Source organism: Sphaerotilus hippei (genome assembly GCF_003201595.1).
Taxonomy (GTDB): domain Bacteria; phylum Pseudomonadota; class Gammaproteobacteria; order Burkholderiales; family Burkholderiaceae_C; genus Sphaerotilus; species Sphaerotilus hippei.
Genome location: NZ_QJJS01000015.1, coordinates 60,694 through 86,891, shown reverse-complemented (window position 1 = coordinate 86,891; position 26,198 = coordinate 60,694). Strand labels below are relative to the sequence as shown.

Sequence of the window (26,198 nt, the reverse complement as noted above, 5' to 3'; positions counted from 1 at the left end):
AAACAAAGGCCGCACACCCATGACCTCGCCCCTGCTCATCCGGCCCAGCACCCCGGCCGACCTGCCCGCCATCACCACGATCTACGACTGGAACGCCCGGCACGGAACCGGCACCTTCGAGCTGGTCGGCCCGGATCAGGCGGAGATGGCACGGCGGCGTGAGGACGTGCTCGGCAAGGGCCTGCCCTGGCTGGTGGCCCGGCGCGGCGACGAGGTGCTCGGTTATGCCTATGCCAACGCCTTCCGGGCCCGGGAGGCCTGGCGCCACACCGTCGAGGACTCCATCTACCTCGCCCCGGCCGCCCGGCGCCAGGGGGTCGGGCGGCTGCTGCTGGCCGAGCTGGTCGCCGCCTGCACCGCCGCCGGCGCGCGCCAGATGCTGGCCGTCATCGGCGACTCGGACAACCACGGCTCGATCGGCGTGCACCGCGCCTGCGGCTTCGAGCGGATCGGCGTGATGAAGTCGGTGGGCTGGAAGTTCGAGCGCTGGCTCGACTGCGTGATCATGCAGCGCGACCTGGGTGCGGGCGACCGCAGCGCCCCATGAAGGGCGTCAAGTCACGCACGCTGGCGACCTGGCTGGCCGTGCTGGCCGGCACGCTGGGCGCGCACCGCTTCTACCTGCACGGCTGGCGCGACCCCTGGGGCTGGATGTTTCCGCTGCCGACGCTGCTGGGCCTGTGGGGCTACGGGCGCGCGATCCACCTCGGACAGGACGACCGCCTGTCCTGGTTCCTGCTGCCCATCGGCGGCCTGGCGATCGCCGCGGCGATGCTGTCGGCCCTGGTGATCGGCCTGACGCCCCAGGAACGCTGGGACACGCGGATCAACGGGGACCGCCCGTCCCCGCCCGGCAGCGGCCTGACGGTGCTGGCCCTCGTCGTGGCGCTGCTGATCGGCACCACGGCGCTGCTGTCGAGCATCACCTACGGGCTGCAGCGTTATTTCGAGAGCACCGTCGCGCAGATCCGGCAGCCATGAAGCCGGGCGCCGCCACGGCGCCCGGACCTCGGATCAGAACAGGAAGTTGCTGACCCAGTAGGCGATGGCAGCCATCAGCGCCGAGGCCGGGATCGTGAAGATCCAGGCCCAGACGATGCTGCCGGCCACGCCCCAGCGCACCGCCGAGGCGCGCTGCACCGAGCCCACGCCCACGATCGCACCGGTGATGGTGTGCGTGGTCGACACCGGCACGCCCAGCAGCGTGGCCAGGAACAGCGTCAGCGCCCCGCCGGTCTCGGCGCAGAAACCGCCCACCGGCTTGAGCTTGGTGATCTTCTGGCCCATGGTGCGCACGATGCGCCAGCCACCGAACATCGTGCCGATGCTGATGGCCAGGTAGCAGACCCAGATCACCCAGGTGGGCGGCATCGCGTCGCCCGCCTGCGCGTAGCCCGAGGCCAGCAGCAGCATCCAGATGATGCCGATGGTCTTCTGCGCGTCGTTGCCGCCGTGACCCAGGCTGTAGGCCCCGGCGGACACCAGCTGCAGCCGGCGGAACCACTTGTCGATGCGCAGCGGCGAGAAGCCGCGGAAGATCCACGCCACGACCACCATCAGCAGCGAGCCGAACAGGAAGCCCAGCAGCGGCGACAGCAGGATGAACAGCACGATCTTGATCAGGCCGGCCGCCACCAGCGAGCCGGTGCCCGCCTTGGCCATGACCGCACCGACGATGCCGCCGATGAGCGCATGCGAGGAGCTCGACGGAATGCCGAACCACCAGGTGATGACGTTCCACAGGATCGCCCCGACCAGGGCACCGAACACCACGTGCTGATCGACCACGCCGGGCAGCACGATGCCCTTGCCGATGGTGGCCGCCACGTGCAGCTGGAACACCGCGATGGCGATGAAGTTGAAGCAGGCCGCGAACAGCACCGCCTGCTGGGGTTTGAGCACGCCGGTGGACACGACGGTGGCGATGGAGTTCGCCGCGTCGTGGAAACCGTTCATGAAGTCGAAGACGACCGCCAGGAGGACGAGCAGCACGACCACCCAGAAACTGACCTGGACCGCATCCATGATCGGTCCGGGCTCAGGAGTTCTCGAGGACGATGCCCTCGATCAGGTTGGCCACGTCTTCGCACTTGTCGGTGATGGACTCGAGCTGCTCGTAGATCGCCTTGAGCTTGATCAGCTCGCGGATGTCCTCCTGCTCGCGGAACAGGCGCGACATCGCCGAGCGCATCTCGCGATCGGCATCGGACTCGAGCTGCGAGATCTCCTGGCAGGTCTTGACCGTCGCGGCCGCGACGCTGTGCTTGGACAGCTGCGACAGCAGCGACACGCCATGCGCGACCCGTTCGCAGCACTTGACCGCCAGCTCGCTCAGGCGCGTCACCTCGGGCGTGAGCTCGCGCACGTCGTAGAGCGCCATCGTCTCGGAGGCGTCCTGCAGCATGTCGAGGATGTCGTCCATCGTGTTGATGAGCGAGTGGATCTGCTCACGGTCGATGGGCGTGATGAAGGTCTTGTGCAGCAGCCGGTTGACCTCGGCCGTGACCTTGTCGGCCTCGTGCTCGAAGTCGTCGACCTGCCCCGCGTAACGTTCGCGCTGGGCGACGTCCGAGTAGTTCTGGATCATCGACAGGAAGGCCCGCGAGCCGTTCACGATCGCCACACCATGGGCGTTGAAGAGCTCGAAGAAATTGCCTTCGCGCGGCAGCAGCTTGCCGAACAGCATGGAGACTCCGGATTCAGTCAGGGGGAAGGGGGAAACAGGACGACCCTGGCCGCAGAGGCGCTCCCATGTTTCAGATCGGGCAAAAACACCCATCTGTCACGGAATGGTCATCTTCCTGAAACGGCGCGAGTGTACCCGGGCCGGCCGACCAATCCGGATCAGCCGCGAAAGATGAAATAGACCGCACCGAGCAGGCACAGGCCGGCCCAGACGAAGTCCAGGCGGAATTGCTGCTGCATGTAGAGCACCGAAAACGGCACGAACACCGCCAGCGTCACCACCTCCTGGGTGATCTTGAGCTGGGCCAGCGACCAGCCGCCGGCCGCGCCGATGCGGTTGGCCGGCACCTGCAGCAGGTACTCGAACAGCGCGATGCCCCAGCTCAGCAGCGCCGCCGTGTACCAGGGCTTGCCGCCCATGGTCTTGAGGTGGCCGTACCAGGCATAGGTCATGAACAGGTTCGACAGGATCAGCAGACCGATGGTCTGCAACGGGGCGGGCAGGTTCATGGCACTCGGGGATCAGGAGGGCAGCCGCTCGATCGCCTGGTCCGCGCAGGCCGCGCACAGCAGGTCCAGCGAGGGCCGACCCGGCAGGGCCAGGTCGGGCGCCACCTCGCGCAGGGGCTGCAGCACGAAGGCCCGCTCATGCAGCCGCGGGTGCGGCAGGATCAGCTCCGGCCCCGGCTGCACGGCGTCGCCATGCAGCAACAGGTCCAGGTCCAGCGTGCGGGGCGCGTTGCGGTAGGGGCGCAGGCGCCCGTGCTCCAGCTCGATGGCCTGCAGCGCATGCAGCAGCGCCAGCGGCGCCAGACCGGTGTCGAGCACGGCCACGGCATTCAGGTAGTCCGGGCCGCTGGCGTCGACCGGCGCGCTGCGATACCAGGCCGACCGGCCCACCCAGCGGGTCTCGGGCAGCGCGGCGAGCTGCTCGCAGGCCGACTGCAGGGCCGCCCGGGCGGCCCCCAGATTGGCCCCCAGACCGATGTAGGCCCGCACCAGCGGCCGGATCGGCGCCACGCCCGGCACGCTCAGGTGCCCTGCGAACCGCCGGCACCACCTCCGGCAGCGCCCGCCCCGGCACCCGCGGGCTTGCGGCGCCGGCGCTTGCGACGGGCCGGCGCGGGGGCGGCCGCCTCGTCGCCGGACGGCTCGATGTCGTCGTCCTCGTCGTCCGCGGAGGCCTCGGCCGGCGCGGACACCCGGTCGGCGGCGACCGGCCTGCCGGCTGCCGCCGGCGTCCGTGCTCCCGGTCGACCCTGGGTCTGGCGGCGGGCGGCCTGGTCGGCCTGGCGCGCCTCCTCGAGCAGGTCCTCACGCTCCTGGTCGTCGGCCAGCGAGAACGCCTCCCACCAGCGGGCCAGCGCTTCGTCGAGCTCGCCGGCATCGGCTCGCAGCCGCAGGAAGTCGAAGCCGGCGCGGAACCGGGGCTGCGCCACCAGCGACAGCGCGGCCGACGGCGTGCGGCGCTCGAAGCGCGGCTGCATCATCCAGATCTCGCGCATGTCGGCGGCCAGCTTGCCGCGCCCGGAGATGTCGCCGATGCGGGCATCGAACACCGCGTCGGTGGCCTGTTGCAGCGCCACCGTCGGGCTCTCGCCACGCGAGCGCCGGTCGTCGCGGCGGCGCAGCACCTCGTGCCACAGCATGCAGGCCAGCATGAAGCTGGGCGCCACCGGCTTGCCCTCGCCGACCCGGCGATCGGTGTCGCTCAGGGCCATGTGGATGAACTTCTCGCGCCCGTCGTGGCGGTGCGCATCGTCGAGCACCGCGTCGAGGATGGGGAACACGCCGCGGTGCAGGCCCTGCTTGCGCAGCTCCTCGAGGCTGGCCAGCGAGTGGCCGGTCTGCAGCAGCTTGATCATCTCGTCGAACAGCCGCGAGGCCGGCACATTGCCCAGCAGGTCGGCCATGCGCACCAGCGGCGCGCGGGTGGCGGCCTCGATCTCGAAGCCGAGCTTGGCGGCGAAGCGCACCACCCGGATCATGCGCACCGGGTCCTCGCGGTAGCGGGTCTCGGGGTCGCCGATCATGCGCAGCAGGCGCAGCCGGGAGTCCTCGATGCCGCGGTGGTAGTCGATCACCAGTTCGCGGCGCGGGTCGTAGTAGAGCGCGTTGACGGTGAAGTCGCGCCGGGCCGCATCCTCGTCCTGCGGGCCCCAGACGTTGTCGCGCAGCACCCGGCCGCTGGCGTCGACCACGTGGCTCTTGCTGGCCAGGTCGGACTTGCCGGGCTTCTCGTTGCCCACCAGCTGCTCGGCCGCGCTGGGGTCGAGGTAGGCGCGGAAGGTCGAGACCTCGATCACCTCGTGGTCGCGGCCGCGGCCATGCACCACGTGCACGATGCGGAAGCGCCGACCGATGATGAAGGCACGCCGGAACAGGCCCTTGACCTGTTCCGGCGTGGCGTTGGTGGCGACGTCGAAATCCTTGGGGCGGTGACCCAGCAGCAGGTCACGCACGGCCCCCCCGACGATGTAGGCCTCGAAGCCGGCGTCCTGCAGCGTGGTCACGACCCGCACGGCGCGCTCGTCGATCAGCTTGGGGTCGATGCGGTGCACCTCGCGCGGCACCTCGACACGGCGACCGGTGGGCGGCAGCTCGGCGGCGACAGGAGCGTCCTTGCCGCCCTTGCCCAGCAAACGGTGGATGAAATTCTTGATCATGGGAGGAGCCGGAGTATGCGCCAGCCGCGCTGCAGCGCCTCGGCTTCGAGCGCTGGTGTGGGGTTGGTGGCCACCGCGTGGGTCGCGATGGCCAGGAGGGGCAGATCGTTGGGCGAGTCGCTGTAGACCGTGACCGACTCGAAGTCCGCCAGGGCCTGGCCCCGGCCGGCCAGCCACTGGTGCAGCCGTTCGACCTTGCCTTCGCGGAAGGTGGGCGTGCCGCGGAAGCGGCCGGTGCAGCGCCCGTCCGGGCCGGTCTCGAGCTGGACCGCCAGCAGGTCATCGATGCCGAAGGCCTGCGCGATCGGCGCGGTGACGAAGTCGTTGGTGGCCGTGACCATCACCATCAGGTCGCCCCGCTCGCGGTGCTGCCGCACCAGCGCACGCGCCCGGGCATCGATGCGCGGATGCATGACCTCCTGCATGAAACGCTCGCGGGCGGCCAGCACCTCGGCGGCCGGGCGATCGCGCCAGGGGCGGGTGACGAAGTCGACGTAGGCCGCCAGGTCGAGCCGGCCGGCGTCGTATTCGGCGTGGAAGCCCTGCTGGCTCCGGTGGAACTCGTCGAGCCCGATCCAGCCGAGGCTGGCCATGAACTCGCCGAACGCCTGGTTGGAGTCCCCGGCGATCAGCGTGCCGTCGAGGTCGAACAGGCTGAGGTGGCGTGGCATCAGAGGCCGCCCCCGTCCTGCTGCAGCATCTCGCGCACCAGCGGCACGGTCACCGCGCGCTGGGTGGCCAGCGCGTACTCGTCGAGCCGGTCGAGCAGGCTCATCAGGTGCGCCAGGTCACGGGCGCAGCGCTTGAGCAGGTAGTCGATCACGTCCTCGGACAGCACGATGCCACGCCGGTCGGCCTCGCAGCGCAGCACGGTGCGGGCCTCTTCCTCGTTGGGCGGGTTGAGCTGGTAGACCAGCCCCCAGGCCAGGCGACTGCGCAGGTCGTCACGCACCGGCAGGTCCACCGGCGGCAGGCGACCGGCGGCCAGCACCGGCATGGCCAGGCTGGTGGCCTCCACGAAGGCGGTGAAGGCCGCGTGCTGCTGCAGCGTGTTGTAGCGGTCGCAGTCGTCGAGGATCAGCAGGCGCACGCTGTCGTCAACTTCCCACGGCAGCGGCGTGCGCAGGTCGAAGGCCGCGACGCGCAGGCCGTCGGCCTGCGCCAGGGCCGCCGCCGCATGCAGCAGGTGGCTCTTGCCGCTGCCCATCGGCCCCCAGAGGTAGACGGGCGTGTCGGGACGGGGTGCCCCGAGCGCGCAGCACATCTGGTCCCACTGGTCATTGCCACCGACGACAAAATTGTCGAAACGCCAGGCAGGCTCGGGCCCCAGTGCCAGGGGCACTTGCCGCATCACGGGAAAGGAACTGGAAACCATGCCGGTGCATCAACCCTGAAATCAGCTGGCGGTCACGACCGAATCGTGGAGCAGCCAAACGCAAAAGTCGACGATTCTAAGAAAATCCGCCGACACCCCCGGGAGCGGGCCCGGATCAGCGTGACGAACGCCGTCCGCGCAAGGTCATCAGGTGGGCCCGGACCTGGGCCAGATCGGCCGCATCACCGGCCCGGTCGAGGTAGGCCGACAGGTCGTCGATGGCCTCCTGCGTCTGCCCCAGGTCGGCCAGCGTGTAGCCGCGGTCGCGGCGGCGACTCCACTCGGAGGGCAGCAGCGCCACCAGGCGCTGCTGGATCGGCAGCACCTTCGCGGGGTCATCGCTCGACTGGTGCAGCGCCTCCAGGTTGCGCAGCATGCGGGCGATGATCTCGCGGGGCGTGGCCGGCGCCAGCAGGTGCCGCAGCATCTCGGCGCGTCCGGCCGAGCCGAGCCCGGCCTCCGGGCGCTGGCGCTCGAGGAAAGGGGCGGCCCACTCCTCGATCGCCTCGCGGCTGAGCGACTCGCCGGTCAGCGGATCCATCACCGCATCGCCCTCGGGCAGGCTCAGGCGCACCAGGAAATGGCCCGGAAAGGAGACCCCCTGCACCCGCAGCCCGATCTGCGTGGCCAGCTCGAGGTAGATCACCGCCAGCGTGATCGGGATGCCGCGGCGCGTGCGCAGCACCTCGTGCACATGGCTGTTGCGCACGCTGTAGAAATCGTTGGCATTGCCGGAGAACCCGAGCTCGTCGAAGAAGAAACGATGCAGCAGGCGCACCCGCTGCTCCGCCGACGCGTCGGCCGGGATGCGCCGCTGCAGGCGCAGGGCCAGGCCGTCGAGTTCGGCCAGCACGCCCTGCACGTCGAGCGCGGGGTGCTCGGCCATCGCGATCGCGACGGCCGCCTCGGTCAGCGGAAAGCCGTCGTCGGTCCCGACCAGGGCCGCAAAATGATCCAGGGGGGTCGGGACGGTCCAGCGCATGTGAAGGAGTTTATACAGCCCGGCCCGGGCCTGTCACCGACCGGGCCTCAGCCCCGGCGGGCGAACTGGCGCCACTTCAGCCCGACCAGCAGCAGCGCACCGAAATACAGGGCCGCCGCCGCCGCCAGCGCCCCGGCCAGCCAGAGCACCCGCTGCCCGGGGGCCGCGCCGAGCGCGATCCAGTCGACCGAGCGGGCCACCCAGACCAGCCAGGCCCCCATCACCGCGCTGGCCAGCGCCACCTGCAGCAGGAAGCGCGGCCATCCGGGCGCCGGGCGATAGCTGCCCCGGCGCCGCAGGCCGATCAGCAGCCAGGTCGCGTTGATCAGCGCCGCCACCCCGATGGACAGCGCCAGGCCCGCGTGACCCAGGCGAGGCACGAACACCAGGTTCATCAGCTGCGTCAGGCCCAGCACGGTGATGGCGATGCGCACCGGCGTGGCGATGTCCTGGCGGGCGTAGAAGCCCGGGGCCAGCACCTTGACCCCCACCAGGCCCATCAGGCCAACGCCATAGCCCATCAGCGCCGTCACGGTCTGCTGCGCATCGGCCGGGGAAAACCGGCCGTAGTGGTAGAGCACCGACACCAGCGGCAGCGCGAACACCAGCAGGGCCACGGCACAGGGCAGCGCCAGCAGGGTCACCAGGCGCAGGCCCCAGTCGAGCATCGCGCTGTAGCGATCGTCCTCGCCACGGGCCTGGGCGGCCGACAGCTGCGGCAGCAGCACCACGCCCAGCGCCACGCCCAGCAGCGCCGTCGGGAACTCCATCAGCCGGTCGGCATAGGTCAGCCAGGACACCGAGCCCGTGGGCAGGTGCGACGCGATCTGGGTGTTCACCATCAGCGAGATCTGCGCCACGGACACCCCCAGGATGGCCGGCGCCATCTTGCCCAGCACCCGGTGCACCCCCGGGTGGCGCCAGGCCTGCAGCACCCCCTGCCAGCTCAGGCCCAGGCGCGGCAGCGCCTGGATGCGGCGCAGCGCCGGCACCTGCACCGCCAGCTGCAGCACCCCGCCGGCCATCACCCCGGCGGCCACGGCGTAGATCGGCGGGATGCCGTGGGCGGCAAAACGGGGCGCCAGCAGCCAGGCCGCCAGGATCATGCAGAGGTTGAGCAGCACGGGCGTGGCCGCCGGCACCGCGAAGCGCTTCCAGGTGTTGAGGATGCCCGCCGACAGCGCCACCAGCGACATGCAGCCGATGTAGGGAAACATCCAGCGGGTCATCGTCACGGCCGCCTCGCGGCTGTCGGGCGACAGGCCCGCGGCCATCAGCCACACCAGCACCGGCGCGCCGACCACGCCGAGCACGCAGGTCAGCAGCAGGGCCCACAGCAGCAGGGTGCCGACCGCATCGATCAGGCGGTGGGTCGCCTCGTCCCCTTCGGTGGCACGGGTCGCGGCCAGGATGGGCACGAAGGCCTGGGAGAAGGCCCCTTCGGCAAAGAGCCGGCGCAGCAGGTTGGGGATGCGGAACGCGACCTGGAACGCATCGGTCGCCGCGCTGGCACCGAAGGCGGCGGCGATCAGCTGCTCGCGCACCAGCCCGGTGATGCGGGACGCCAGCGTGAGCAGCGAGACGAAGGAAGCAGCGCGCAGCAGGTTCATGCCAGAGGGTCCGGAGAGTGGTGCAGCGGATTATCGGCGCCGCCCCCGGCCCGCCCTGGACGGGCCGGCACGCAACACTCTTTCGCATTGCCATTCAAGGTGCTATACTGATCGACTTTCCACCCGGGAACCAAAACACCATGGCCACCGCTTCCAAAGCAAAGAAAAAGTCGGTCCGCATTGCGTCGGGTCGTAAACGTGCGCGTCAAGACGTCAAGCTGAACGCCGCCAACACCGCACTGCGCTCGAAGTTCCGCACCGCCGTCAAGGGCGTGCTGAAGGTCGTTGCCACGGGCGACAAGTCCAAGGCTGCCGACACCTTCAAGGCATCGCAGAGCGTGATCGATTCGATCGCCGACAAGGGTCTGTTCCACAAGAACAAGGCCGCTCGCCTGAAGAGCCGCCTGTCGGCCAAGATCAAGGCTCTGGCCCTCGCGGCCTGAACACAGCCTGATCCGGGTGGATCGTTGAACCAGGGGCCCGCGCTGCGGGCCCTTGTCGTTTCCGGACAGCCGCCGCGGCGGCCATCCCGGAATCAGACGACCACCGCCTGCTTGTCGGCCTCGCTGGTGAACGAATCCGCGAAGAAGGCCTCGGCCGGCAGTCCGCAGCGGGCCACGAAGTCCCGTCGTGCGGACGACACCATGATCGGCGCGCCGCAGGCATAGACCTGATGGCCCGACAGATCGGGCAGATCCCCCATCACCGCCTCATGCACCAGTCCGGCGCGACCCGTCCAGGCGTCCTCGGCTTGCGCATTCGACAGCACCGGGATGTACTCCAGCCACGGCAGCTCGGCCGCGGCCGCCTGCACCCAGTCGTGCAGGTAGAGATCGGCCCGGCTGCGGCAACCCCAGTACAGGCGCGTGCAGCGCTGCAGTCCGGCGGCCTTCATGTGCTCGACGATGGCCTTGATCGGCGCCAGGCCGGTGCCCGAGGCCAGCAGCACGACGGGCGCGTCACTGTCCTCGCGCAGGAAGAAGCTGCCGTAGGGACCCTCCAGGCGCAGGATGTCCTTCTCCTTCATCGTGCCGAAGACCTGATCGGTGAAACGCCCGCCCGGCATGTGGCGCAGGTGCAACTCCATCACGCCGGCCGCCACCTCGGGCGCGCTGGCCATCGAGTAGCTGCGGCGGGCACCGTCACGCAGGATGAACTCGACGTACTGCCCGGCGTGGTACTGGAAGGACTGCGTCGCCGGCAACTGCAGGCGCAGCACGACCACGTCAGCCGCCTTGCGCTCGAGGCTCATCACCCGCACCGGCATCTTCAGCACCGGGAACTGGCCGACGGCCGTGACCTGGCGCGACTCGAGCACCACGTCGGTCTGCGGCGTCGCGCAGCAGGTCAGCACCAGGCCACGGGCCTCGTCCTCCGCGCTCAGCGCGCTGGCCTGGTGTGCACCGTGGATCACGCGGCCTTCCAGCAGCGTGCACTTGCAGGATCCACAGGCGCCGTCCTTGCACCCGTAAGGCAGGCCGACGCCCTGGCGGATCGCGCCCGCCAGGATAGCCTCGTCACGCGCGACCTCGAACTGGCGCCCCGCGGGTTGAACGGTCACGGTGAATGTCATCTCGTTATCCTCTGAGCCTGTGCAGAAACATCAATGGGCCGAGATTGTGCCCTCAGCCACCCCATGCGCCCTCGCCCACCCGCTCCGCCCGCCCTCGCCCTGCCCCGCCGCTTCCGGCGCCCGCGGCTGCTGATCGTCGGCTGCGGTGACGTCGGTCAGCGGGTGCTCACGCTGCTGGCCGGCCGGTGGTCGGTGCGCGCGCTGACCTCATCGGCCGAGCGCCTGCCGGCGCTGCGGGCGGCCGGCGCCGTGCCGCTGATCGGCGACCTGGACCGGGCCCCGACGCTGCGTCGGCTGGCCGGACTCGCGTCCCGGGTGCTGCACCTGGCCCCGCCCCCCACCCACCGCGACGACGGCCGCGACCCGCGCACCGCCGCCCTGCTGCAGGCCCTGTCGCGGCACGACACCACGCGCCGGCTGGTCTATGGCAGCACGTCGGGGGTCTACGGGGACGCGCAGGGCCGCCTCATCGACGAGACCTGGGGCCCGCGGGCCCTCACCGCCCGGGCACGGCGGCGCGTCGATGCCGAACGGGCGATCGCCCGGTGGGTGCGCCGCCAGGCGGCCAGGGCAGCCGAGCCGGCCCGCAGCGCGCTGCTGCTGCGCATCCCCGGCATCTACGCCCTCGATCGTGAAGGTGGCAATCCGCTGGAGCGCCTGCGCCGCGGCACGCCGCTGCTGGAGGCGCAGGACGACGTGCACACCAACCACATCCAGGCCGACGACCTGGCTCGCGCCTGTTTCATCGCGCTGCTGCGCGGCCCCGGCGGCGCCCGGGCCATCAACGTCAACGACGACAGCGACATGAAGATGGGCGACTACTTCGATCTGGCTGCCCGGCTGGCCGGCCTCGCCCCCGCGCCCCGGATCAGCCGCGCCGAGGCGACGCAGCGGCTCGGACCGATGCAGCTGAGCTTCATGAGCGAGTCGCGTCGCATGGACAACAGCCGCATGAAGCGCGAGCTGCGGCTGTCACTGCGGCACCCGACGGTGGCTTCCGGGCTGGCCGATCTGCAGCGCGGCGACTGAAACCGCCGCGGCGGCACGGCAGGCCGTGCGACCGGCGTGGCCGATCAGCGGCGCCGGCGCGGCGGGAACGGTGCCTGGCCGCGCCAGAAGCGGATCATCAGCCAGCCGCCGAGCATGCCGCCCAGGTGGGCGAAGTGCGCCACGCCGCTGCTGCCGGTCAGGCCCATCAGCAGCTCGAGCCCGCCGAACACCGCGACGAAGACCTTGGCCTTCATCGGGATGGGCGGGAAGAGCGGCATGATCGTGCGGTCGGGGAACATCATGCCGAAGGCCAGCAGCAGGCCGAACAGCGCGCCCGAGGCGCCCAGCGTCGGCCCCATCGGCATCAGCAGGCCCACGAGGATCTGCGCCACCGCGCCCGCCAGCGCGCTGGCACCCAGGAACTGCATGTAGCGGTTGCGGCCCCAGATCTGCTCGATCTCGGCGCCGAACATGTAGAGGCCCAGCATGTTGAAGAACAGGTGCAGCGGGTCGCCATGCAGGAAGGCGTAGGTCAGCGGCTGCCAGGGCATGAACCGGCCGCTGCCCAGCGGCCACAGCGCGAAGAACACTTCGAGCCACTGCCCGAGCAGCAGCTGCGCGCAGAACATGGCGGTGCAGATCAGCATCAACGCCTTGGTGACCGGGGGAAGCTGTGGCATGTACGGTGGGTTCCGGAAGGACGACGACGGGAAAGCCGCTCCTGATCCAGGTCAGGCCGGAGGCCTGTACCACCACGCGCCCTGTTCCGGATCTGGCATTTGCACAGCAATTGCAGATCTGGTGCCGGAGGCCGGACTCGAACCGGCACACCTTGCGGCGGGGGATTTTGAATCCCCTGCGTCTACCGATTTCGCCACTCCGGCAGGATGGGCGCTGTGCAGGGCGCGGACATTGATTATGGCACGAGCCCGGACGGCCCTCGGCAAGGCCCGGCGCTTGCTGCCACAATCGCCCCAGGAGGCCTCATGACGAGATACAAGACGGTTGAAGACGTCATCGGATCGACGCCGCTGGTGCGTCTGCAGCGACTGCCCGGTGCGCTGGTCGAACAGCGCGGCAACGTGATCCTGGGCAAGCTGGAGGGCAACAACCCGGCCGGCTCGGTCAAGGACCGGGCGGCCATCAGCATGATCCGGCGCGCCGAGGAACGCGGCGACATCCGCCCCGGCGACACGCTGATCGAGGCCACGTCGGGCAACACCGGCATCGCGCTGGCGATGGCCGCGGCCGTGCGCGGCTACCGCATGCTGCTGATCATGCCCGAGGACCTGTCGGTCGAGCGGGCGCAGTCGATGAAGGCCTTCGGGGCCGACCTGATCCTGACGCCCAAGGCGGGCGGCATGGAATACGCACGCGACCTCGCCACCCAGATGGAGCGCGACGGCAAGGGCCGCGTGCTCGACCAGTTCGCCAACCAGGACAACCCCCGCGCGCACTACGAGAGCACCGGGCCGGAGATCTGGCGCGACACCGACGGCCGCGTGACGCACTTCGTCAGTGCGATGGGCACGACCGGCACCATCACGGGCGTGTCGCGCTACCTCAAGGAACGCAGCCCGCAGGTGCGCATCATCGGCGCCCAGCCGGCCGACGGCTCGCGCATCCCCGGCATCCGCAAGTGGCCGCAGGCCTACCTGCCGAGCATCTACGACCCCAGCGGCGTCGACGAGCTGGTCTCGGTGACCCAGGCCGACGCCGAGGACATGGCCCGCCGGCTGGCCCGCGAGGAAGGCCTGTTCGCCGGCATCTCCGCGGCCGGTGCCTGCTGGGTCGCGCTGCAGATCGCCCGTCAGGTCGAGAACGCGACCATCGTCTTCGTGGTCTGCGACCGCGGCGACCGCTACCTGTCCACCGGCGTGTTTCCGGCATGAAGACGCCGCTCCAGACCTCGCCCGACGGCACCCAGGCTCACTCCGAGAGCCAGGCCGGGGACTGGAACTTCTGCCCGCGCTGCAGCCACCGGCTGGCATGGCGCGAGGCGATGGAAGACGGCGGCCCGCGCCTGCGCCTGCGCTGCACCGCCTGCGACTTCACGCACTGGAACAACCCCACGCCGGTGCTCGCGGCCATCGTGCAGTGCAGCGACCGCGGCGACCGGGTGCTGCTGGCCCGCAACGCGGTGTGGCCCAACCAGTTCTACGGCCTGATCACCGGCTTCATGGAAGCCGGCGAGACCGCCGAAGAAGGCATCCGGCGCGAAGTGCAGGAAGAGACCTCGCTCGAGGTCCAGTCGCTGAGCCTGGTCGGCGTCTACGAATACCAGCGCCTGAACCAGGTGATCATCGCCTACCACGCCCGGGCGCGGGGCGAGATCCGCCTGTCGCCCGAGCTGTGCGACTACCGGCTGTTCGAGCCCCACGAGCTGCGCTGCTGGCCGCAGGGCACCGGCCAGGCGCTGGCGCAGTGGCTGCGCCAGCAGGACATCGAGCCGCGCTGGCTCGACTGAAGCCGCCCGGAACACGCCGGAAAACTGCAAAAAAGCGGACTGCGCCCCCCGAAAGGGGTCACTGGCGCGGTCTTTGCGTTGACGTCAACGGCGACGATACTCGCGTCGCACCCCTCCACTCCTGCATCCAATCTGCCGAACCATGAATGAGCTGATCAACCTGGCCTGGGTCGCCATCTGCACCGCCCTGGTGTTTTTCATGCAGGCGGGCTTCGCCCTGGTCGAAGGCGGGCTGATCCGGGCCAAGAACTCGATCAACGTGATCATGAAGATCTACCTCGGCACCTGCCTGGTCGGGGTGTCGTTCTGGGCCGTCGGCTACGGCCTGGCCTTCGGCGACAGCGCCGGCGGCTGGTTCGGCGTGTCCGGCTTCGTGCCGCTGGCGCTCAAGCCGATGGAAGGCATCGGCCTGCTCTACCAGATGATGTTCGCCACGACCGCCGTGTCGATCGTCTCGGGCGCCATCGCCGAGCGGGCCCGCTACGGGGCCTACCTGGTCTTCGCCCTGGTCATGGGCCTGCTGGTCTTCCCGGTGTTCGCGCACTGGGCCTGGAACCCCAACGGCTGGCTCAAGCAGCTGGGCTTCGTCGACTTCGCCGGTGACGGGGCCGTGCACTCGGTGGGCGCCTGGTGCTCGCTGGCCGGCCTGCTGGCCCTGGGACCGCGCCTGGGCCGCTTCGGCCGCAACGGCGAGGTCCGGGACATCCCCGGGCACAACCTGCCCATGGTCGCGCTGGGCGGCTTCGTGCTGTGGCTGGGCTGGTTCGGCTTCAACGGCGGCAGCATCAGCGGCCTCGACAGCGCCAACCTGGGCATCGTGCTGCTCAACACCTACCTGGGCGGCTGCGCCGGCGGACTGGGCTCGCTGGCCTACCAGCGTCTGACGGGCAAGCAGGTGCTGATGACCACCTCGGTCAACGGCAGCCTGGCCGGCCTGGTGGCGATCACCGGGGGAGCGGGCAGCCTGAATCCGGCCACCGCGCTGCTGACGGGCCTGATCGGCGGCGTGCTGGCCAGCTGGGGCGCCGAGCGCATCCGCCGGCTGCGCATCGACGATGCGGTCGACGCGATCGCCGTGCACGGCATCGCCGGCACCTGGGGCCTGATCGCCGCCGGCCTGTTCTTCGAGGGTGACCTGTTCAACCTGCAGCGCGTGGGCGTGCAGCTGCTGGGCATCGTGGCCTGCTTCGCCTGGAGCTTCCCGGTGGCCTTCATGGTCTTCAAGGCCATCGACAAGGTCATGGGGCTGCGCGCACCGACCCAGAACGAGCAGCGCGGGCTGGACTTCACCGAACATTTCGAGATCGGCTATCCGGAATTCCAGGACTCGCCGAGCCGCATCAAGATGGAAGGTTGAACACCGATGGCCACCAATCCGATGGTCCTGCGCCGGCGCGCGGCCTGCCTCGTGCTCAGCCCGCTGCTGGACGAGGAGGCCCTGCTGGCCGCCCTGTGGCTGCAGCACGAGACGATGCGCGGTGATGCGGTCTCCGACATCATCGGCTACATCGACGACGTGGCAGGCCGCAACCTGCTCGATGCCGTCAGCCGCAAACGGCTCTACGAGAGCTACTACAAAGCGCTGAAGCTGCCGGAGCAGGACCTGCCGATGGACCCGTGGCCGGCCATGCAGGCCTCGCGCACGGTGGCCGCGCCGCCCGTCGTGCCGGCGCCACCGGCGGCCCCTCCCGCACCGGTCAGTGCACCGCCGGCGCCCGTGGCCGCGACCGAGTCGCCGGAGCCGTCCAGGGCCCGGGCCCCGGACCCGACGGATGCGCCCGACGAGGTGGTGGTCTTCTCCGCGCTCTGGCGGGCGCTGCTCGACGAGGTGCAGCAGGACCGTCCACGCGACTTCTCGGACCTGCGCCGCGCCGCGCTGGAAGCGCTGGAGCGCGCCCGGCTGCGCCGCGACCTGCGGGATGCGCTGCTCGACGCGTGGCGCCAGCCGATGAACCACGGCTGGCTGATCCCGGGCGACGAGGCCGAGCTGTCCGAGGCGGTGAACCTGCTCTACGTCGCGCTGTGCGAGACGCTGGGGCCGGTCGAGGCCGACCAGATGCTGACCCGTGCGGTGCGTGTGGCCGGGCAGCACCCGCAGGCGCGCCGGTTTCCGCCCCGACGCCTGATCTGAAGGCGGGGCCGGCTCAGGCCCGGGTGGCGGCCGACCCGAGGCGGGCCAGCAGGGCCTGCACGTCGGCCGTCCAGGTGGCCGCTGGTGCGGCCGCCAGCATGTCGCCGAGCAGCCGGCGGGCGGCCTCGGCACGGCCCAGGTCCATCCAGGTGCGGGCGATCTGCAACTGCAGCTGCGCATCCCGGGCCGTGACCAGGCGGGCCGAGTCGATCGCCATCACGGCCACCGGCTCGATCTGCCGGCCCGCGGGGGCCTGCACCAGCTGGCGCGAGGCGGCGGTGGTCTCCACGAGACGGGCCATGTCGGCCGCCGCATTCGAGAACACCGTGGTGCGTGGCGCCTTCGCAGGGCTCGCCTGGGGCGCCTCGACGGTCTCGTCGGCGCCGGCGGCCTTCAGGGCGGCGCGCTGGCGCCACAGCAGCGTCAGACCCACCAGCAGCAGCACGCCCAGGCCGTAGGGCAGCCAGGACAGCCCGGAAGAAGATGGCGCAGACGGCGCGACCGGCACGGGCTCGGTCACCACCGGCCCGCCGGCCACCTCCACCCGGGGCGGCGCGACCGGCCCGGGTGCAGGCTCCGGCGCCGGCACGACCGCCGGCTCGGGCGCCGGGGCGGCGAGGACCGGTGCCGGTTCGGCCACCACGGCCGGAGCCGCAGGAGCAACGGAAGCCGCCGGGGCTGCCGGCACGACCACGCCCCCGCCGCCCAGCGGTGGCAGCGGCGGGATCACCGCGGGGTCACGCATCTTGGCCAGGTGGCTGGCGACCAGCGCGTCGGCATCGGCGCGCGACTCGGCCTGCACCTGTGCCACCCCCGGCAGCTTCAGCGACGCACCGGTGCGCAGGCGGTGCAGGTTGCCGCGGACAAAAGCGTCCGGATTGGTGCGCAGCACCGCCACCATGATCTGCGCCCGGCTCTGGCCCGGATAGACCGACGACAGTGCGCCCGCCAAGTTCCACAGCGTGTCGCGCTGGACGGTCAGGCGCTGCACCGCCGACGCCGGGGGTGCGGGCGCATCGACCTGCGCCAGCGCCTGGGAGCCGGCCAGCAGGATCAGTCCTGAAGCAGCGAGACGAAGCAGAGAACTCACGGGGGGCACCTTCACATCTACATCAGCAGCGATCGGGCGGGCGGCAGCCCGCTCAGACCATCAACGTGTCCATCAGATCGATCATGAACTCGGTGTCTTCATGGTCCTGCATCTCCCAGCCCGGCAGGCCCAGCGCCTCGAGCACCCGCAGGCCGTCCGAACCCGGCTGGCTCATGGCCAGCAGCTGCGCACGCAGCGGCTCGATCAGCGCCGCGCAGCGCGGTCCGGCCAGCAGCACGTGGCGCACCACGCTGATCTGGCTGGTGACCAGCGGCCGCAGCTGCCGGCGGATCGGCGCGCTCAGGTCCTCGAAGGCCTCCTTCAGGAAGAAGCCGCAATCGGCCTTGCCCTGCAGCAGCTGCTTGGCGACCACCACGTAGGAGGACACCTGCTGGGTCTGGGTGTTGTCGCGGTTCAGGTCGGCCGGCTCGAGCATGATCATGCCGATCAGGTTGACGTCCGGATCCCGCGTGACCGCGATGCGCAGCCCGGGCTGGAACATCTCCACGGCCTGCATGGGCGAGCTGTCGAGCACGGCGATGACCGCCTCGTCCTGCTTGCCCACCGGGGCGGCCAGGGCGACGAAGCCCTTCTCGCGCACCAGCATCGCCGCATCGTAGGGGTTGGCGTAGATCAGGTCGATCTGGTCGGCCGCGATCGCCGCGCGCTGGGACTCGAAGTCGTCGAACAGCTCGAGGTGCACACGCTCGCCGAGCTTGCGCTGCAGCCAGGTGTTGAACACGTACCAGCCGGCGATGTGGTCGGGCGAGAAGTCGGGACTGACGGTGAGCTGCAGGGTCATGATGCGGCGAGCTCCTCGGCACGCAGGCGCGCGTACAGCGCGATGCATTCGTTCACTTTGGCCCGCGACGGCTTGCGGCGCACGGAGGTGTAGCCCACCACCTTGCCGTTGCGCACGTTCGGGATGGCCGTGGCCAGCACCCAGTAACAGGCGCCGTCCTTGCGCAGGTTCTTCACGTAGCCCTGCCACTTGTCGCCACGCGCGACGGTGTCCCACAGGTCCTTGAACGCGGCGGCCGGCATGTCCGGATGGCGCAGGATGCAGTGCGGCTCGCCGATCAGCTCCTCGCGCTCGTAGCCCGACATGTCGACGAAGGCCTGGTTCGCGTGCGTGATCAGGCCCTGCGGATCGGTGCGCGAGACGATCAGCTTGCCATCGGGATAAGGCACCTCGTGCTCGATCACCAGCAGCCGGCGCTCACGCCCGTGGTGATAGCGCACGGTGACCTCACGGTGCGGGGCGTCGACCAGATAGGCCGTGTCCATGTCCGTCATGGTTCAACTCCACGGAAGACGGACATCGGTCAGATGATCTTGCTGATGGCGTCGGAGGCGCGCTTGACGTCCAGGAAGATCAGTCCCAGACGAGCGTTGGGCTTGCACAGCGCGGTCAGCACCGCGTCCTGGCCGGCGTGGGTCATCAGCACATAACCCTTGTGGCCCTTGACGAGCACCTGCTCGAGCTCGCCACGCGCCAGCTCGCGCGAGGTCCGGTCACCCAGCGACAGCATGGCGGCGCTCATCGCGCCCACGCGGTCCTCGTCCATGCCGGCGGGCAGCATGGAGGCCATCATCAGGCCGTCGGTGGAGAGCACGGCCGAGGCTTCGATGTCGGCGGTGGAGCCGTTGAGCTCGCTCAGGATGGAATTCAGGAGGTCAGCACGCATCAGGTTCACCCTTGCAAGGCGGAAACAACAACAGGGAAAAGGAAGAAGATCAACTGCACGGTCAGCGTCATTGCTGGCCGCCGTAGCGCACGCCCAGCGTCCAGATCAGCGAGGTGAAGGCCTCCTGATTGAAGCGGGGCATGCCACCGATGATGAGGATGAAGTAGTCGTCGCCGAAGTACAGCGGCCAGAAGCCCAGCTCGCTGTAGCCGCTGGCGTTGACCATGCCCCAGCCGTCGCTGTGCAGGCGCAGGTTGCCGTGCAGCAGGCGGGCATGGCGCTCGTGCACCACCGCCAGGTCGGCGCCCAGCGCCGCCAGCTCCTCGGCGGCCTCGTGGGCGAAACCGGCGGTGCCCAGGTAGAGGCCGCGCTTCTCGGCCAGGATCGCCCGGCCTTCGTCGGACAGCTGGGCCAGCAGCGGCGGCAGCAGCGCCTCGATGCGCTCCTGCGGCACCTCGACCCGCATCGGCAGGCCCTGCACGAAGCCGGAGGACTGCAGGCGGTAGATGAACTCGAGCGCATCGGCCTCGTCCATCTGCATCCAGTCCTGCACCAGCGCGGCGGTCAGCAGCGGCGTCTCGGGCTCGCGCAGCAGGCGCTGCAGGAAGGTGCGGGCCGGATCACGCGTGGGACGGCTCGCCGCGTAGTAGGCCCCCGACGGCGTCGGGTGCAGGTAGAACTCGCCGGTCAGCGTGTAGTGGTCCATGGCAGCAGCAGTCAGCAGCGGGGCAACTCGGAGGGGGTGCGGCGATCGGTCAGAGCGCAGGCTCGATCGACAGCAGCATGGCGCGGATCAGCGTCGACACGTCGTCACGGCGACGGGCATCGACCTCGAAGATCGGCGCCACCAGGTCGAGCTCCTTCATCTGGCGCACGTACTCGTCGATGGTCGGCGTCGGACGTGCGTCCATCTGCGTCACGCCGATCACCAGGCGGGTGCTGTCGATGAAGCCGCGGAAGGCGTTGGTGTAGAAGCGCAGGTCCTCGAACGGGGCCGGACGGGTGTTGTCGAGCAGCAGCACCAGCCCGATGCCCCCCTTGGTCAGGATGTCCCACATGAAGTCGAAGCGCTCCTGGCCGGGCGTGCCGTAGAGGTGCACCTTCTCCTTCGGGCCCAGGCGGATCATCCCGTAGTCCATCGCTACCGTGGTGTTGGACTTGCGGCGCGTCGTCATGTCCGAGGCCGACTCGTCGGTGCGGATCGGCTCGATGTCGCTGATCGAGGCGATGGCCGTGGTCTTGCCCGCGCCCACCGGGCCGGTGAAGATGATCTTGTGGTCTGTATGAGCCATGTGGTTCTTGCAAGGGGCGATCCGGCGCCGACTTGTCTGCCTTCCTCGTTATTTCTGCAGCCAGCTGAACAGGCGCGTGAGCAGACCCTTGTTGCGGGTCGACTTGCGCTGGGCGCGGCGGATTTGGCTGCCATCCTCGGTGATGAGGTCCAGGGCCAGCGCTGCGCTGTAGAAAGCGAAGACGTGGCGCTGGTCGATGCGCAGCGTGCCCGCAGTATCCATCAGGGTGCCACCCCGGGTCGCCCACAGCGCCGCGATGCGCATCGCGTGTGGCGTATTGCGCAGACGGCTCAGGTTGGGCCAATGTTTCAGGAAGATCGTGCGCTGCACGTCGGCCCCCAGGGGCAGGCGCCCGGCCGCGGTCAGCGCGCCGGCCTGCCACAGCAGGCCATCGAGCCGGTGCACGGCCACGCGGCCCGCCCAGCGGGCCTGCAGCTCGGCGAACTCCTGGCGGCTGACCGCGCGGGTCTTGAGCCGCTTGGGCAGCACCTGGGCGTAGAGCGCCTGCAGCAGCGCCGGATCGAAATCCATGTAGGCCTGGTTCTGGGTCGTGTCCACGACCACGACCCCGGCCGGCGTGTCGATCTGGGTCGGCACCTGCCACTTGGTCGCCACCAGATAGGCCTCGGTGAGCACGCTGGCCAGCGTGTTCTGCAGCGGGTAGCGGATCTCCTGCGACACCTCGAGCTGGGCGGCGTCGAAGTCGGACCGGGTGCCGCACCACAGCGCCTCGTCCTCGAGCTCGCCCTGCCCCGCCGACAGCACGGCGACGCCTTCGGGCGCCGCGGCCGCCTCAGGCTGGGGCTCGATCTCCACGGCGACCGGCTCGGCCGCGGCCGCCGCCTCGGGCACGGCCTGCGGCGCGGCATCCTGCACCGGCTCAGGCACCGGCGGGGTCGGCGCGGCGACCGGCGTCAGTTCACGCACATCGACGTCGGTGATGAGCATCGACGCCGGCTCGGCCACCGGGGGCGGCGCGGGCATCGGCACCACCGGCATGATCACCGATTCAGCGGGCGACGCGGGGGCCGCGACCGGCTCGGCCACGGGCCGGCGCGCGGGGGCCGGCGCCTCGACACGAGCGCCGAACAGCTTGCGGAAGAATCCGCCCACCCGCCCGCTCTTGCCCCCTTCCGGCTCGGCCGGTCGGGCCTGCATCGCCGGGGCGGCCCGTTCCGGCCAGTCCTGCACCCGGGCACGGGCCTCGACGACCACGACGTCCTCGGGCTGCACCACGACCACCTCGGGTGCGGGTGCGGGTGCGGGTGCGGGTGCGGGTGCGGGTGCGGGTGCGGGTGCGGGAGACAGTGTCGGCGCTGGCGCTGGCGCCGGGGCGGGAACCTCCACCGGGGCCGGGGCCGGCACGGGCTCGGCCGCTGCCGGCGGGGCGCTGCGCAGCGTGCGCATCTGGGCGGATGCGCTCAGCAGCGCGGCCGGGGTCAGCGGCTTCTGGACCCAGATCGTGCCCGGCGACTCGTGGGCCTGCATCGACAGCGCGATGCCCGGCTTGCCGGACTGCCCGTGGAACCGTTCCCAGTGCAGCCGGGAGTCGAGCGTGTCCTGGTCGTAGATCGCGAAGTCGGCTTCGTGGTCGGGGACCGAGGCGAAACTGGTCCGGCCGGTGTTGGCGAAGAAGAACTCCAGCACGGCCTGCGTGCGCGGCGGCAGGGACAGCAGTGCCACGCGCATCCGGTCTTGATGTTTCGGGAAGTCCACAGGTGATTGCTCTAGGTCGGGTCAGTCGAAGGACAGGGGTTCGGCATGTCCGCATCGGGCAGGCCCCGGTGCATCGGGGCCGCCGAGGGGCTCAGGCCTGCCAGAGCATCGGCACATGCCCCAGTTCGTCCTGGAAGCGCTGCACCATGGCCTGGCGCCCGGCGTCGTCGCGACTGTGGTGGTAGATGCCTTGCAACTCGCGCGCCAGTGCCTCGTCCCCCGGCTCGCGCAGCACGGCGGCCTCCAGCAGGGTGCGGGCCCCTTCGAGGTCACCGTTCTCCAGGCGCTCGATGGCCTCGGCCAGCGGGCCCTGCGACTCGCTGACCGAACGGCGCTGGAAGGCCACCAGGTGGCGGGCACCGGAGATCGACGGGTCCAGCAGCGCGGCGCTGCCCGCCGGCAGCGGCACGTCGGCCGACAGCCCGCGCTCGAGGTGACGGCGCAGGAACTGCTCGTCCTCGGCCTCGAGGTGCTCGCCGCACTGGTCCAGCACCTGGCGGCGCAACTCGACCCCCCGCGTGTCCAGCGCCAGGAACAGGTCGAGCAGAGCGCCGAACAGCCGGTCGCGCAGCGCCGGCCGGCAGGCCAGCAGCACCCGGCGCACCTGGGACTCGAGGTCGAGCCGGTCGCGCGCGACCTGAGCGCTCAGGTGGCGCCAGGCGGGCAGGTCGTCCAGGCCGTCGATCGGCGACAGCCGCCCGCTGGGCAGGTAGACGAACGCGGGGTCGGCCGCGGCGATCACTGCGTGCCCCCGTTCTGCCGGTGCGGCACCAGATGGCCCTCGATGACCGCGCCGGCCTGCATCTCGAGCGCACCGTAATGCACGTCGCCGGAGATGCGGGCGTTCTGTCTCAGGTCGACCAGGCCCGACGCGTACACCGTGCCTTCGATGTGGCCGTAGATGATCACGTGGGACACGCGCACGTCGCCCTGGATGCGGCCCTCGTCGCCGATCATCAGCGTGCCCGCCTTGATGTCGGAGACGGTCACGTCACCGCGGATCTGCCCGTCGATGCGCAAGCCACCCGCGAAGACGACATCACCCTGGATGGCCACGTCCGCACCGATCAGGCAGTCGATGCGCTCCTGCAGCGGATCGTCGTTTTTCTTGCGGCGGCCGAACCAGCCACCGCTTCGTGCGGCAGCCGGCTGGCGGGAAGAAATTCGGGAAGAGGAACTCATACAACCGGCGGCATCCTGAAAAAACACACGGAAAACACCACGACGGGGATCTTTTGTACACAGCCGGATGAGCTATGCAAGATTCGTAACACGCCTTTTGATTGTAGGCACCACCTCGGGGCGAGATCGTGACCGAGACCAAAAAAAGACCTTTGCGCGCTCATGCCTGCCGCGGACGAGGGGCATGGACCGGCACCGGCCACCGGAACGAGGGGGTGGCCCGGGCACCGGGCTGGAGCGGGAAATGCACCCGCTCCAGCCGGTCCTCCCGTGGTCGAGGCAGTGGTCGGGGTCGGGCGGGCCGGTGCCGCGCACGGGCGCTGATGGCCCGGTGACCCGGTGGCTCAGAGGCTGCGCTGGTTCACCCGGGCCATCAGGGCCTGCGCGGATTCCTTGCGCTCGCTGTAACGATCGACCAGATGGGGGGTCAGGTCGCGGGTCAGCAGCGTGAACTTGACCAGCTCCTCCATCACGTCGACCACCCGGTCGTAGTACGGCGAGGGCTTCATGCGGTCGGCCTCGTCGAACTCGAGGAAGGCCTTGGCCACCGACGACTGGTTCGGGATGGTCAGCATGCGCATCCAGCGCCCCAGCACACGCAACTGGTTGACCGCGTTGAAGGACTGCGAGCCGCCGCAGACCTGCATCACCGCCAGCGTCTTGCCCTGGGTCGGGCGCACGGCCCCTTCGGACAGCGGGATCCAGTCGATCTGCGCCTTCATGATGCCGGTCATCGCGCCATGGCGCTCGGGCGAGCACCACACCATGCCTTCGGCCCAGCGCACCAGCTCGCGCAGCTCGGCCACTTTCGGGTGCGTGTGCGGCGCCCCATCGGGCAGCGGCAGGCCAGTGGGGTCGAAGATGCGCGCCTCGCCGCCCATGGCCTCGAGCAGGCGGGCAGCCTCCTGCGTCAGCAGCCGGCTGAAGGAGCGCTCGCGCAGCGAGCCGTACAGCAGCAGGAAACGGGGCGCGTGGCGGGCCGGCGCCACCGGCTGCAGGGCCGCCGGCGAAGGCACGGCCCACAGCGCCGGGTCGATGTTGGGCAGGTCATGCAGCGCGTCCATCACGACACGCCCCGCTCATACCAGCCCTTGCTCTGGTTGACCACGCGCACCACCAGCAGCATCACCGGCACCTCGATGAGCACGCCCACCACGGTGGCCAGCGCCGCGCCGGACTCGAAGCCGAACAGGCTGATGGCCGCCGCCACCGCCAGCTCGAAGAAGTTGCTCGCGCCGATCAGCGCCGACGGACAGGCCACGCTGTGGGACTCACCCAGCCGGCGGTTGAGCCAGTAGGCCAGCCCGGAGTTGAAGAACACCTGGATCAGGATGGGCACGGCCAGCATCACGATCACCAGCGGCTGCGCGATGATGGCCTGGCCCTGGAAGGCGAACAGCAGCACCAGCGTGGCCAGCAGCGCCGTGATGGACCAGGGCCCGATCTTGGCCAGTGCCGCGTCGAAAGCCGCCTGACCCTGGCGCAGCAACACCTGGCGCCACACCTGCGCGATCACCACCGGGATCACGATGTACAGCACCACCGAGGTGATCAGCGTGTCCCACGGCACGGTGATGGCCGACAGGCCCAGCAGCAGCGCCACCAGCGGCGCGAAGGCGAACACCATGATGGCATCGTTGAGCGCCACCTGCGACAGCGTGAACAGCGGGTGCCCGCCGGTGAGGCGGCTCCAGACGAACACCATCGCCGTGCAGGGTGCGGCGGCCAGCAGGATCAGGCCGGCCACGTAGCTGTCGAGCTGCTCGGCCGGCAGCCAGGGCGCGAACACCTGGCGGATGAAGATCCAGCCCAGCAGCGCCATCGAGAAGGGCTTGACCGCCCAGTTGACGAACAGCGTCACGCCGATGCCGCGCCAGTGCTGGCGCACCTGGTGCAGCGCGCCGAAGTCGACCTTCAGCAGCATCGGGATGATCATCACCCAGATCAGCAGGCCCACCGGCAGGTTGACCCGGGCCACCTCCATGCGGCCGATGGCCTGGAACGGGCCGGGCAGCCACTGCCCCAGCGCGATGCCCACGACGATGCACAGGAACACCCAGACGGTGAGGTAGCGCTCGAACACGCTCATCGGCGCGGGCGCTTCGTGACGGGGCAAGGCGGAGGTGCTCATGGGGCGAGGCCGGGGGCAGGCAGATTCGATCTTTCCATTTTGATGGAAATAATCAGGATGTCAACGCGCGCCGGCGGGCGCGGCGCGGCGTGTCAGGGCTGCGGCGGGCTCAGGCGGAAGGCGCCCCGGTCGTAGCCGAGCGCCGCGGCACGGGCCAGCGCCGCCTCGAGATCGGCCGCCGGCAGCACGGGGGTGCGGGACAGCACCCAGCCGAAGCGGCGGCCGGGCTCGCCCACCAGCGCCCAGCGGTAGTCCGGATCGAGCGCCAGCACCCAGTAGTTGCCGTAGAAGGGCCGGAAGAAGCTGACCCGCAGCTTGGCATTGCCACTGTCGGGCACGACCTTGGCCACGCCGGTGACGGACTCGAACTGGCCGTCGGCCCGACGGCAGCGGTTGCGCACCTCGATCGCGCCGTCGACCCGGCGGTACTCGGCCTGCGTGTCGGCGACACACCCGGACTGGAAACGGTTGGGCAGGGAGGCCACCTCGTGCCAGATGCCGAGGTAGCGTTCCAGATCGACCGACGCCACCACGGGCAGGGGCTCGACCGGGGTCGAGGCACAGCCGGCCAGCATCACCAGGGCCGTCAGGCCCGCCATCCATCGCATGTCGGCATCTCC

General features: G+C 70.2%; 31 protein-coding genes and 1 tRNA gene. 8 read left to right on the top strand and 24 right to left on the bottom strand.

Going from position 1 to position 26,198, the window contains the following annotated elements; translation table 11 throughout:
* Positions 1-19 precede the first annotated feature (19 nt).
* Both C7444_RS15165 and C7444_RS15160 read left to right on the top strand, forming a co-directional pair.
* Positions 20-547, top strand: coding sequence for a GNAT family N-acetyltransferase (locus C7444_RS15165; protein ID WP_110401692.1), 528 nt, complete (start codon positions 20-22; stop codon positions 545-547).
* On the top strand, positions 544-981 hold the full coding sequence (locus tag C7444_RS15160) for a TM2 domain-containing protein (protein WP_110401691.1): 438 nt from the start codon (positions 544-546) through the stop codon (positions 979-981). Before C7444_RS15165 ends, C7444_RS15160 begins: the two co-directional genes overlap by 4 nt.
* A gap of 33 nt (positions 982-1,014) precedes the next feature.
* Here C7444_RS15160 and C7444_RS15155 read toward each other — a convergent pair whose 3' ends face one another.
* From C7444_RS15155 to murJ, 9 genes are all read right to left on the bottom strand, one after another.
* Positions 1,015-2,025 (bottom strand): inorganic phosphate transporter, encoded by a 1,011-nt coding sequence (locus tag C7444_RS15155; protein WP_110401690.1) that lies wholly within the window; start codon positions 2,023-2,025, stop codon positions 1,015-1,017.
* A gap of 13 nt (positions 2,026-2,038) precedes the next feature.
* The gene (locus tag C7444_RS15150) at positions 2,039-2,686 is read right to left on the bottom strand and encodes a DUF47 domain-containing protein (RefSeq protein ID WP_110401689.1); all 648 of its coding nucleotides are present in this window, start codon (positions 2,684-2,686) and stop codon (positions 2,039-2,041) included.
* 158 nt (positions 2,687-2,844) lie between these two features.
* Positions 2,845-3,195, bottom strand: a complete 351-nt coding sequence (locus C7444_RS15145) for a DMT family protein (protein ID WP_110401688.1) — start codon at positions 3,193-3,195, stop codon at positions 2,845-2,847.
* Positions 3,196-3,207: 12 nt separating this feature from the next.
* A complete protein-coding gene (gene folK, locus C7444_RS15140; RefSeq protein ID WP_110401727.1) occupies positions 3,208-3,696 on the bottom strand; it encodes a 2-amino-4-hydroxy-6-hydroxymethyldihydropteridine diphosphokinase in 489 nt (162 codons plus the stop codon).
* 20 nt (positions 3,697-3,716) lie between these two features.
* Entirely contained in the window at positions 3,717-5,351 is a 1,635-nt protein-coding gene (gene pcnB / locus C7444_RS15135; RefSeq protein ID WP_110401687.1) for a polynucleotide adenylyltransferase PcnB, read from the bottom strand.
* Positions 5,348-6,022 carry an HAD family hydrolase gene (locus C7444_RS15130; protein ID WP_110401686.1) on the bottom strand — a complete coding sequence of 225 codons (675 nt, stop codon included), beginning with the start codon at positions 6,020-6,022 and terminating at the stop codon, positions 5,348-5,350. Before C7444_RS15130 ends, pcnB begins: the two co-directional genes overlap by 4 nt.
* Complete coding sequence (gene hda, locus C7444_RS15125) at positions 6,022-6,702, bottom strand: DnaA regulatory inactivator Hda (protein WP_110401685.1); 681 nt, start codon at positions 6,700-6,702, stop codon at positions 6,022-6,024. Before hda ends, C7444_RS15130 begins: the two co-directional genes overlap by 1 nt.
* 139 nt (positions 6,703-6,841) lie before the next feature.
* Positions 6,842-7,708, bottom strand: a complete 867-nt coding sequence (locus C7444_RS15120; RefSeq protein ID WP_110401684.1) for a SirB1 family protein — start codon at positions 7,706-7,708, stop codon at positions 6,842-6,844.
* A 47-nt stretch (positions 7,709-7,755) separates the two neighbouring features.
* Entirely contained in the window at positions 7,756-9,318 is a 1,563-nt protein-coding gene (murJ, locus tag C7444_RS15115; RefSeq protein ID WP_110401683.1) for a murein biosynthesis integral membrane protein MurJ, read from the bottom strand.
* 140 nt (positions 9,319-9,458) lie between these two features.
* Between murJ and rpsT the strand changes: the two genes are divergently transcribed.
* Entirely contained in the window at positions 9,459-9,761 is a 303-nt protein-coding gene (gene rpsT / locus C7444_RS15110; protein WP_110401682.1) for a 30S ribosomal protein S20, read from the top strand.
* Positions 9,762-9,853: 92 nt separating this feature from the next.
* Here the strand turns inward: rpsT and C7444_RS15105 are convergent, their stop codons facing one another.
* Positions 9,854-10,891, bottom strand: coding sequence for a CDP-6-deoxy-delta-3,4-glucoseen reductase (locus C7444_RS15105; protein WP_110401681.1), 1,038 nt, complete (start codon positions 10,889-10,891; stop codon positions 9,854-9,856).
* A gap of 63 nt (positions 10,892-10,954) precedes the next feature.
* Between C7444_RS15105 and C7444_RS15100 the strand changes: the two genes are divergently transcribed.
* Positions 10,955-11,920 carry an NAD(P)H-binding protein gene (locus C7444_RS15100; protein WP_110401680.1) on the top strand — a complete coding sequence of 322 codons (966 nt, stop codon included), beginning with the start codon at positions 10,955-10,957 and terminating at the stop codon, positions 11,918-11,920.
* A 44-nt stretch (positions 11,921-11,964) separates the two neighbouring features.
* Here C7444_RS15100 and C7444_RS15095 read toward each other — a convergent pair whose 3' ends face one another.
* Together C7444_RS15095 and C7444_RS15090 are read right to left on the bottom strand one after the other, a co-directional pair.
* Positions 11,965-12,561, bottom strand: a complete 597-nt coding sequence (locus C7444_RS15095) for a rhomboid family intramembrane serine protease (protein WP_110401679.1) — start codon at positions 12,559-12,561, stop codon at positions 11,965-11,967.
* 119 nt (positions 12,562-12,680) lie between these two features.
* A tRNA-Leu gene (locus C7444_RS15090) sits at positions 12,681-12,765 on the bottom strand.
* Positions 12,766-12,867: 102 nt separating this feature from the next.
* Between C7444_RS15090 and cysM the strand changes: the two genes are divergently transcribed.
* The 4 genes from cysM (at position 12,868) to C7444_RS15070 (ending at position 16,479) form a co-directional block, all read left to right on the top strand.
* Positions 12,868-13,773: a cysteine synthase CysM gene (gene cysM / locus C7444_RS15085; protein ID WP_110401678.1), complete on the top strand. Its 906-nt coding sequence runs from the start codon at positions 12,868-12,870 to the stop codon at positions 13,771-13,773.
* A 110-nt stretch (positions 13,774-13,883) separates the two neighbouring features.
* A complete protein-coding gene (locus tag C7444_RS15080) occupies positions 13,884-14,348 on the top strand; it encodes an NUDIX domain-containing protein (RefSeq protein WP_245909594.1) in 465 nt (154 codons plus the stop codon).
* A 142-nt stretch (positions 14,349-14,490) separates the two neighbouring features.
* Positions 14,491-15,705 carry an ammonium transporter gene (locus C7444_RS15075; protein ID WP_110401676.1) on the top strand — a complete coding sequence of 405 codons (1,215 nt, stop codon included), beginning with the start codon at positions 14,491-14,493 and terminating at the stop codon, positions 15,703-15,705.
* A gap of 6 nt (positions 15,706-15,711) precedes the next feature.
* Positions 15,712-16,479 (top strand): hypothetical protein, encoded by a 768-nt coding sequence (locus C7444_RS15070; protein WP_110401675.1) that lies wholly within the window; start codon positions 15,712-15,714, stop codon positions 16,477-16,479.
* A 13-nt stretch (positions 16,480-16,492) separates the two neighbouring features.
* Here C7444_RS15070 and C7444_RS20420 read toward each other — a convergent pair whose 3' ends face one another.
* The 12 genes from C7444_RS20420 to C7444_RS15010 all read right to left on the bottom strand — a co-directional run bounded on the left by C7444_RS20420 (position 16,493) and on the right by C7444_RS15010 (position 26,186).
* Positions 16,493-17,569: a FimV/HubP family polar landmark protein gene (locus tag C7444_RS20420; protein ID WP_211317578.1), complete on the bottom strand. Its 1,077-nt coding sequence runs from the start codon at positions 17,567-17,569 to the stop codon at positions 16,493-16,495.
* Positions 17,570-17,621: 52 nt separating this feature from the next.
* The gene (locus C7444_RS15060; RefSeq protein WP_110401674.1) at positions 17,622-18,371 is read right to left on the bottom strand and encodes a phosphate/phosphite/phosphonate ABC transporter substrate-binding protein; all 750 of its coding nucleotides are present in this window, start codon (positions 18,369-18,371) and stop codon (positions 17,622-17,624) included.
* Positions 18,368-18,865, bottom strand: a complete 498-nt coding sequence (locus tag C7444_RS15055) for a PAS domain-containing protein (protein ID WP_110401673.1) — start codon at positions 18,863-18,865, stop codon at positions 18,368-18,370. Before C7444_RS15055 ends, C7444_RS15060 begins: the two co-directional genes overlap by 4 nt.
* Positions 18,866-18,894: 29 nt before the next feature.
* Positions 18,895-19,257 (bottom strand): roadblock/LC7 domain-containing protein, encoded by a 363-nt coding sequence (locus tag C7444_RS15050; RefSeq protein ID WP_110401726.1) that lies wholly within the window; start codon positions 19,255-19,257, stop codon positions 18,895-18,897.
* Between the two features lie 67 nt (positions 19,258-19,324).
* Positions 19,325-19,963: a hypothetical protein gene (locus C7444_RS15045; protein WP_110401672.1), complete on the bottom strand. Its 639-nt coding sequence runs from the start codon at positions 19,961-19,963 to the stop codon at positions 19,325-19,327.
* A 49-nt stretch (positions 19,964-20,012) separates the two neighbouring features.
* Positions 20,013-20,549, bottom strand: coding sequence for a GTP-binding protein (locus C7444_RS15040; RefSeq protein WP_110401671.1), 537 nt, complete (start codon positions 20,547-20,549; stop codon positions 20,013-20,015).
* Positions 20,550-20,597: 48 nt separating this feature from the next.
* Complete coding sequence (locus C7444_RS15035; RefSeq protein WP_146219409.1) at positions 20,598-22,232, bottom strand: hypothetical protein; 1,635 nt, start codon at positions 22,230-22,232, stop codon at positions 20,598-20,600.
* 124 nt (positions 22,233-22,356) lie between these two features.
* Positions 22,357-23,007 (bottom strand): hypothetical protein, encoded by a 651-nt coding sequence (locus C7444_RS15030; RefSeq protein ID WP_110401669.1) that lies wholly within the window; start codon positions 23,005-23,007, stop codon positions 22,357-22,359.
* Positions 23,004-23,447, bottom strand: a complete 444-nt coding sequence (locus C7444_RS15025; protein ID WP_110401668.1) for a bactofilin family protein — start codon at positions 23,445-23,447, stop codon at positions 23,004-23,006. The genes C7444_RS15030 and C7444_RS15025 overlap by 4 nt, the downstream gene beginning before the upstream one ends.
* Before the next feature lie 344 nt (positions 23,448-23,791).
* Entirely contained in the window at positions 23,792-24,514 is a 723-nt protein-coding gene (gene arsH, locus C7444_RS15020; protein WP_110401667.1) for an arsenical resistance protein ArsH, read from the bottom strand.
* Positions 24,511-25,578: an ACR3 family arsenite efflux transporter gene (arsB, locus tag C7444_RS15015; protein ID WP_110401666.1), complete on the bottom strand. Its 1,068-nt coding sequence runs from the start codon at positions 25,576-25,578 to the stop codon at positions 24,511-24,513. Before arsB ends, arsH begins: the two co-directional genes overlap by 4 nt.
* 92 nt (positions 25,579-25,670) lie before the next feature.
* Positions 25,671-26,186, bottom strand: a complete 516-nt coding sequence (locus C7444_RS15010; RefSeq protein WP_110401665.1) for a lipocalin family protein — start codon at positions 26,184-26,186, stop codon at positions 25,671-25,673.
* Between the last annotated feature and the right edge of the window lie 12 nt (positions 26,187-26,198).

What these genes read in the sequence shown, in the direction of transcription:
- C7444_RS15165 (WP_110401692.1), top strand. Translation starts at nt 20, where the DNA reads ATGACCTCGCCCCTGCTCATCCGGCCCAGCACCCCGGCCGACCTGCCC.
- C7444_RS15160 (WP_110401691.1), top strand. Translation starts at nt 544, where the DNA reads ATGAAGGGCGTCAAGTCACGCACGCTGGCGACCTGGCTGGCCGTGCTG.
- C7444_RS15155 (WP_110401690.1), bottom strand. Translation starts at nt 2,025, where the DNA reads ATGGATGCGGTCCAGGTCAGTTTCTGGGTGGTCGTGCTGCTCGTCCTC.
- C7444_RS15150 (WP_110401689.1), bottom strand. Translation starts at nt 2,686, where the DNA reads ATGCTGTTCGGCAAGCTGCTGCCGCGCGAAGGCAATTTCTTCGAGCTC.
- C7444_RS15145 (WP_110401688.1), bottom strand. Translation starts at nt 3,195, where the DNA reads ATGAACCTGCCCGCCCCGTTGCAGACCATCGGTCTGCTGATCCTGTCG.
- pcnB (WP_110401687.1), bottom strand. Translation starts at nt 5,351, where the DNA reads ATGATCAAGAATTTCATCCACCGTTTGCTGGGCAAGGGCGGCAAGGAC.
- C7444_RS15130 (WP_110401686.1), bottom strand. Translation starts at nt 6,022, where the DNA reads ATGCCACGCCACCTCAGCCTGTTCGACCTCGACGGCACGCTGATCGCC.
- hda (WP_110401685.1), bottom strand. Translation starts at nt 6,702, where the DNA reads ATGCGGCAAGTGCCCCTGGCACTGGGGCCCGAGCCTGCCTGGCGTTTC.
- C7444_RS15120 (WP_110401684.1), bottom strand. Translation starts at nt 7,708, where the DNA reads ATGCGCTGGACCGTCCCGACCCCCCTGGATCATTTTGCGGCCCTGGTC.
- murJ (WP_110401683.1), bottom strand. Translation starts at nt 9,318, where the DNA reads ATGAACCTGCTGCGCGCTGCTTCCTTCGTCTCGCTGCTCACGCTGGCG.
- rpsT (WP_110401682.1), top strand. Translation starts at nt 9,459, where the DNA reads ATGGCCACCGCTTCCAAAGCAAAGAAAAAGTCGGTCCGCATTGCGTCG.
- C7444_RS15105 (WP_110401681.1), bottom strand. Translation starts at nt 10,891, where the DNA reads ATGACATTCACCGTGACCGTTCAACCCGCGGGGCGCCAGTTCGAGGTC.
- C7444_RS15100 (WP_110401680.1), top strand. Translation starts at nt 10,955, where the DNA reads ATGCGCCCTCGCCCACCCGCTCCGCCCGCCCTCGCCCTGCCCCGCCGC.
- C7444_RS15095 (WP_110401679.1), bottom strand. Translation starts at nt 12,561, where the DNA reads ATGCCACAGCTTCCCCCGGTCACCAAGGCGTTGATGCTGATCTGCACC.
- cysM (WP_110401678.1), top strand. Translation starts at nt 12,868, where the DNA reads ATGACGAGATACAAGACGGTTGAAGACGTCATCGGATCGACGCCGCTG.
- C7444_RS15080 (WP_245909594.1), top strand. Translation starts at nt 13,884, where the DNA reads ATGGAAGACGGCGGCCCGCGCCTGCGCCTGCGCTGCACCGCCTGCGAC.
- C7444_RS15075 (WP_110401676.1), top strand. Translation starts at nt 14,491, where the DNA reads ATGAATGAGCTGATCAACCTGGCCTGGGTCGCCATCTGCACCGCCCTG.
- C7444_RS15070 (WP_110401675.1), top strand. Translation starts at nt 15,712, where the DNA reads ATGGCCACCAATCCGATGGTCCTGCGCCGGCGCGCGGCCTGCCTCGTG.
- C7444_RS15060 (WP_110401674.1), bottom strand. Translation starts at nt 18,371, where the DNA reads ATGACCCTGCAGCTCACCGTCAGTCCCGACTTCTCGCCCGACCACATC.
- C7444_RS15055 (WP_110401673.1), bottom strand. Translation starts at nt 18,865, where the DNA reads ATGACGGACATGGACACGGCCTATCTGGTCGACGCCCCGCACCGTGAG.
- C7444_RS15050 (WP_110401726.1), bottom strand. Translation starts at nt 19,257, where the DNA reads ATGCGTGCTGACCTCCTGAATTCCATCCTGAGCGAGCTCAACGGCTCC.
- C7444_RS15045 (WP_110401672.1), bottom strand. Translation starts at nt 19,963, where the DNA reads ATGGACCACTACACGCTGACCGGCGAGTTCTACCTGCACCCGACGCCG.
- C7444_RS15040 (WP_110401671.1), bottom strand. Translation starts at nt 20,549, where the DNA reads ATGGCTCATACAGACCACAAGATCATCTTCACCGGCCCGGTGGGCGCG.
- C7444_RS15025 (WP_110401668.1), bottom strand. Translation starts at nt 23,447, where the DNA reads ATGAGTTCCTCTTCCCGAATTTCTTCCCGCCAGCCGGCTGCCGCACGA.
- arsB (WP_110401666.1), bottom strand. Translation starts at nt 25,578, where the DNA reads ATGAGCACCTCCGCCTTGCCCCGTCACGAAGCGCCCGCGCCGATGAGC.
- C7444_RS15010 (WP_110401665.1), bottom strand. Translation starts at nt 26,186, where the DNA reads ATGCGATGGATGGCGGGCCTGACGGCCCTGGTGATGCTGGCCGGCTGT.